Annotated in this window: 3 protein-coding genes and 1 pseudogene; 2 read left to right on the forward strand and 2 right to left on the reverse strand. The window is 69.0% G+C overall.

Annotation, left to right across the window (positions count from 1 at the left end):
* A pseudogene (locus PKH97_RS03145) lies at window positions 1-205 on the forward strand (hypothetical protein); the annotation flags it as partial.
* Between the two features lie 17 nt (window positions 206-222).
* Here the strand turns inward: PKH97_RS03145 and treS are convergent.
* Entirely contained in the window at window positions 223-2,451 is a 2,229-nt protein-coding gene (gene treS / locus PKH97_RS03150; RefSeq protein WP_324385954.1) for a maltose alpha-D-glucosyltransferase, read from the reverse strand.
* Between the two features lie 146 nt (window positions 2,452-2,597).
* Between treS and PKH97_RS03155 the strand changes: the two genes are divergently transcribed.
* The gene (locus PKH97_RS03155) at window positions 2,598-4,253 is read left to right on the forward strand and encodes an FAD-dependent oxidoreductase (protein WP_324385949.1); all 1,656 of its coding nucleotides are present in this window, start codon (window positions 2,598-2,600) and stop codon (window positions 4,251-4,253) included.
* A gap of 119 nt (window positions 4,254-4,372) precedes the next feature.
* On the opposite strand, the gene PKH97_RS03160 is transcribed toward PKH97_RS03155, so the two are convergent.
* Window positions 4,373-4,570 carry a hypothetical protein gene (locus tag PKH97_RS03160; RefSeq protein ID WP_324385950.1) on the reverse strand — a complete coding sequence of 66 codons (198 nt, stop codon included), beginning with the start codon at window positions 4,568-4,570 and terminating at the stop codon, window positions 4,373-4,375.
* Between the last annotated feature and the right edge of the window lie 78 nt (window positions 4,571-4,648).

The following is a 4,648-nucleotide window of genomic DNA, read 5'->3' on the forward strand; positions in this document are numbered from 1 at the left end:
CGTGGACACCATCGAGTTGGCCTGCTGGAGTGCCGCGACCCGGCGCGGGGCGGAGCGCCTGACCGTGGGCGATCAGGTCAGCGTCGAAGGCGCGCTGCGGCACCGCTACTTCCGCACGGGTCCGGCGCTGCAGAGCCGATACGAGGTCGAGGTGGCCACCAGCCGCACGATGCCCGCCGCACGGTCCGGTGCGACGGGCACCTGAGCGGCACCGTGATGGCGTCAGTCCACCGGCGGCACTACGAGGAGCGAGCGGCCCTCGTGGGGCTGAAGAACGACATACAGGCTGTGCAGGTCGTCGACCTCGCCCACCGGAGCACTGGTGATCATGTCGATAACGGTGCTGCCCGGTCGCAGGTGATCGGAGCGGACACTGCCCGAGACGGTCGTGTTGGCAAAGTTGAGGACGGTGACCTGGTCGGACTCGGCGAGCCGGTGGACCATGACCAGCATTCCCTTGTTGGAGACCGCGGGGATGTCGAGTTGCTGCGCGGTCGCCAGGCCATGACGCGCGCGGACGGCGAGGATCGCGCGCAGTTGGCTGGCGAAGGAGGACTCGTCGGCGAGCTGCTCGGCGAGCGAGCCGTAGAGCGCGGGGGCCTTGGGCATCTTCGAGGTGGACTCGGTCGCGCCCGGCTGGAAGCCGAGCAAGTCGTAGGCACCGCGGTGGATCCACCTGGTGTCACCATCGGCGATGAGAGCGGCGACCTGCTTGCGCTCCAGGGGAAGTGCCCCGATCAGGTCCCATCCGGAGAGCGCAAAGACGCCGGGCTGCCAGGCGTTATACATCGCGAGCAAGAGGTGGGCCCGCTTGATCGCCTCGATGTTCTCGGCAGTGAGGGCGCTCAGGTCATCGAACCCGAGCGACGCCGCGATGATCGAGGCCGTGGTCGAGGCGATGCCGTTGGTGGTGAAGAGCGCGTTGTAGGGCCCGGATTCGCCCGCGATCCGCTCAGTCAGCTCGGCCCGGATCAGTACCGCCAGATCGGCGCCGAGGATCTCCTTGCGGCGGAAGGTGAAGGGCTCAGCCGCATGCAGCGTCGCGAAGTGAACGAGCTCATAGGTCATCTCGTCGTGATTCTGCAGGGCATGCACGAGCGAGACCGTGTCGACACCCATAGCCTGGGCGGTGCGCATGGTCAGCCGCAGGAACTCGGTGTCGCCGGTCGCCATGGCGTGGTGGTAGGCCGGGCGGTTGACGAAGTCGTAGGAAAGATCGGCGCCACGCTCGGCGGTGTTTTTGATGTCGTCGATGGTGAGGTTGAGCTCCTGGAAGGTGAAGCCGCCGACCTTGCGCACCATGCTCGCGATGAGCTGATTCGCAGCCTCCGAGAGCGGGTGACCCTCGGACCAGGCCGGACCACCGGTCGCGTTCTTCTCGACGCCGAGGAAGCCGTTGGCATCCAGGCGCAAGGCACCACTGCCGAGGTCGCCCAGAGAATGCAGTGCGTCGCCGATGACCAGACGCATGCCGGCGAACGTGGGGTCGAGCCAGTTCAGCGAGGGCTGCCCCTCCTTGAAGTAGTGCAGATAGACCCAGCGGTGTTCCTCGCCATCCGGGCCCAGAACTGCGGCCGTGGTCGACCAGTTGGTCTCCTTGACGCCGGGCTCGAAGAAGATGACGCGCTGCATCTCGCCGACGATGTAGCCCGCGTCGGTCAAGCTCCGCTCCGCCGCCTCGTCGAGATTGACCGAGTCGCGACCCTTGGGGACCACGGGAAGCAATCCCCAGTCGTCCTTGGGGATCTCGACCATGTGATAGATCCCGGGGTAGTCGCCGACCTTCATCTCGGCCAGCCGGAAGTCGGCACCCTTGCCGGTATGCCCGGGCACGATGTCGTCGATGACCAGGCCGTTGTGGGCGGCGGCGACCTCGCACATCGCGCGGAACTCGTCCTCGGTCCCGAACATGTCGTCGAACTGCGTGGAAATGCGGTCGAAGTGGCCGTCCACACTCGGCGTGGTCTCCCAGCCGGTGATCCCGCCGGCCCGCTTGACCGGGCCGGTGTGAATGGCGGTGATGCCGATGGACTCGAAGGCCGACCAGAGGTCCTCGTCGCCGAGCGTGCCGAGGAAGGTCCCCCCGGCCTTGGTGATCATCGAGATGGGGTAGGCCGTGAACCACACGGCAGCCTTGTCGATGGCCGCCCGGGGGTCGGGTGCGGCATACGGGTTCTGCCACATGCTGCCCTGGCCGGCGAACTGGCGCGCGAAGGTCGTCGCGTCCGCGAGCATGGACTCGTCGACCAGCCAGGAGACATAGTCCGGGTTGTCGCCGGTCGGCGACCCGGGCTGCTTGGCCTTGCGCTGCCACAGCCGGTCCCGAAGTCGCGCGCGCGGACGCAAGCGGGCGGGACGAGCCGGATAGAACTGCCCCTCGTAGCTGACTTCCTCAGGCACCGGGTCGGCACCAGGCGCGGCAGCGTCGGTCGAAGCGTCGGCGGGGGGCACGGTGCGGTCGTCATCGGTCACGGCAGACATCGTAGGGACCGGGGCGTGACGGCGGCCACACCCCTGCGCGGTCCGCCTGCGGCTGGCCGCAAGGGCGCGCGCGACCCGCCTACACAATACCCATAGGGGTATGCAAAGCTACTGGCATGCGAACGATCATCATCGGGGGAGTGGCCGGCGGGATGTCCGCCGCGACCCGTCTGCGCCGGCTCGATGAGTCGATGGAAATCATTGTCCTCGAACGCAGCGGCTACGTCTCCTTCGCCAACTGTGGCCTGCCCTATCACGTGGGCGGCGTCATCCCGGAGCGGTCGGCATTGCTACTGCAGACCCCGCAGTCATTGGCTCGGCGCTTCGGACTCGACGTGCGGGTTCACCATGAGGCGATCGCGCTCGATCCGTCCCGGAAAACCGTGACCGTCCGGCCGCCCGGCGCAGCAGAGCCCGCCGAACTGACGTATGACGCGCTCGTCCTCGCCCCGGGCGCGACCCCGGTGCGACCGCCGATCCCGGGCATCGATCGCGCTCTCGCGCTGCGGGATGTCGAGGACACCGACGCCCTGGTCGCGGCCACGGCCGAAGCGCGCACGGCGGTGGTGATCGGGGGCGGCTTCATCGGCGTTGAGATGGCCGAGAACCTCGTCCACCGCGGCCTGCAGGTCGCGCTCGTCGAGGCGACCGCCCAGTGCCTGGCGCCATTGGACCCGGAGATGGTCGCGCCCGTCCACGCCACCTTGGTGGAACGTGGCGTCGATCTGCGTCTGGATACGGCGGTGGCGGCCGTGGACGCGACCGGGGTCACCCTGGGCAACGGCGACCGGCTGCCTGCCGACGTCGTCATCGCGGCCATCGGCGTTCGGCCCGACAGCCGGCTCGCGGCCGCCGCCGGCTTGGAGGTGGGGGAGCGGGGCGGAATCGTGGTGGACGAGTTCTGTCGGACCAGCGACCCGGCGATCTATGCCGTCGGCGATGCCGTCGTGAAGAAGGATGCGCAGGACGGCAGCGACGTCCTGGTGCCGTTGGCCAATACCGCGAACCTGCAGGGCCGCCGGGTTGCCGACGTCATCGCCGGCGCCGGGGCAGCGGTGCGCCCGGTGCTCGGCACCGCCATCGTCGGCGTCTTCGGGCTCCAGGTCGGGTCAACGGGGTGGAATGAGAAGCGACTGCGCGCCAGCGGCCGACCATACCGGGCGATCCACACGCACCCCAGCGACCACGCCGGCTACTACCCGGGAGCGACCACGATCGCGCTCAAGCTCCTCGTCGACCCCGCGAACGACGCCATCCTGGGCGCCCAGGGCGTGGGCACGGCCGGCGTGGACAAGCGCATCGATATCATCGCGACGGCGATGGCCGGCGGCCTGCGCGCCGCGGAGCTCGCCGATCTCGAACTGGCTTATGCGCCGCAGTTCGGCTCCGCGAAAGATCCGGTCAACATGCTCGGCTTCGTGGACGAGAACCAGGTGCGCGGCCTGTCCGACACCGTGCAATGGCACGAGTTGGACGCCGCGCTCGCCGACGGGGCGAGCCTGATCGACGTCCGCACGCCGGGCGAGTTCGCGGCCGGGTCGATCCCGGGCGCCGTGCTGATCCCCGTCGACGAATTGCGCGAACGGATCACCGATCTGCCCGCCGGACCGCTGGTCGTGCATTGCGCCGTGGGGATCCGAGGCCACCTCGCCGCGATGCTCCTGCGCCAGCAGGGGCGAGAGGTGCGCAATCTCGACGGGGGTTATCGCACGTGGGCAGCCGGCATGGCCGCGTCGCTCGCGCGCGAGTCGGTGTCAGGAGCGCGCGGGTAGGTCACCAACGGCCGGCTTGTCACCGAACGGATTGTCGCAGAAGACGACCGACCAATGCGAACAGCCCAGATCGACCTCGCCGAGCTGCTCCTGCGCTTGGACCACGAGCCAGGCTGCCGTTAGGTCCAGGGCCTGGCCGTCCCGTCGACGATGCGGTGGAGGTAGGCCGGGCGGTAGACGTCGCCACACCAGTACGTCTCATCGCCGCGTGGCGGCACGAAGGCGACGGTGGTCTCGCGAGTCTCCCTGGTGGAGGCCCGGGCGAGCGTCAGGCAGTGCGTGCCCGCGTACTCGTCGGCGCCCCGCGCCCGCGGCACGCACATCGGCCAGCTGGGTGCGAGCAGCCGGAACGGCGCTTGCGAGGCGAGCGGTCAGGTCGTGATTGATCACCGACC

The sequence above is a fragment of the Nostocoides sp. genome (assembly GCF_035343835.1).
GTDB lineage: Bacteria > Actinomycetota > Actinomycetes > Actinomycetales > Dermatophilaceae > Nostocoides_A > Nostocoides_A vanveenii.

Bases quoted from the DNA above. Each gene is read 5' to 3' on its own strand.
- PKH97_RS03155 (WP_324385949.1), top strand. From the start codon at position 2,598: ATGCGAACGATCATCATCGGGGGAGTGGCCGGCGGGATGTCCGCCGCG.